General features: G+C 68.8%; 1 protein-coding gene. It reads left to right on the forward strand.

Features of this window, described 5'->3' with window-relative positions; genetic code table 11:
- The first annotated feature begins 196 nt into the window (after positions 1 to 196).
- Positions 197 to 667 (forward strand): Dps family protein, encoded by a 471-nt coding sequence (locus tag AB8Z36_RS40725; protein ID WP_369218379.1) that lies wholly within the window; start codon positions 197 to 199, stop codon positions 665 to 667.
- Positions 668 to 979: the final 312 nt, after the last annotated feature.

The following is a 979-nucleotide window of genomic DNA, read 5'->3' on the forward strand; positions in this document are numbered from 1 at the left end:
GCCTTGGGGGTGCCTCGGKGTGCGTCGGGGGCGAGAGGTGCGGGAAATCCGCACGGAAGGACGAAGGTCCTGTGTGGATTTCTCCCGAGCGGATAAGAGGTACCTCGATCAGCCGAATTGGCGCACTTATGCCATGGTTGTGACGGTTTCTCTCGATCGTTGATGATCTCGATCGCTGATGAGTTGGAGGAGACAGATGTACGTCACCAAGAGCCCGCTGTCCGACGCGGATCAGAAGACGGTCGCGGAGGCGCTCCAGGGTGCCCTGGTGGACCTGGTGGACCTGTCCCTGGTGGCCAAGCAGGTCCACTGGAACGTGGTCGGCCCGCGCTTCCGCTCCGTGCATCTTCAGCTCGACGAGGTCGTGGACACCGCCAGGCAGCACTCCGACACCGTGGCGGAGCGCGCCTCGACGCTGGGTATCTCGCCCGACGGGCGTGCGGCGACCGTCGCGCAGAGCAGCGGCATCGGCAAGACCCCCGAGGGCTGGGTCAAGGACTCGGACGCCATCGGGGTGCTCGTGGACGCCCTCGGTGCGGTGATCACCCGCTTCCGTGAGCGCGTCGGGGCGACGGACAAGCCCGACCCCGTCACGCAGGACATCCTCATCGCCATCACGGCGGACCTGGAGAAGCACCACTGGATGTTCCAGGCCGAGAACAGCTGAAACCCCTTGGGTACGGGGTGAGGGGTGAGGGCGCTGTCGCCGGTACGGGGCGGCCATCGCCGGGCCGGTGACACCGGCGGTGCGCCGTCGTGCGTGTGAGACCGGCGGCGCGCCCTCCGGCGGGCGGGGTGTCCGTACGCCCTCGCGAGGGGTGGKCCGGGGGGCTAGCGTCGATCTCGCGCCGAGCGGGAGGTGGCAGCCTTGATATCCGTGAGCGGAACCCTCATACGGCGGGCGATACGTTGGGTGCCCGCCCTGGGGTTCGGCGCGCTGTGGTGGTGGGGCGTGCTGCGCCTCGCCTTCGCCCCGGAC

It is taken from the genome of Streptomyces flavofungini (assembly GCF_041028215.1).
Classification (GTDB): domain Bacteria; phylum Actinomycetota; class Actinomycetes; order Streptomycetales; family Streptomycetaceae; genus Streptomyces; species Streptomyces flavofungini_B.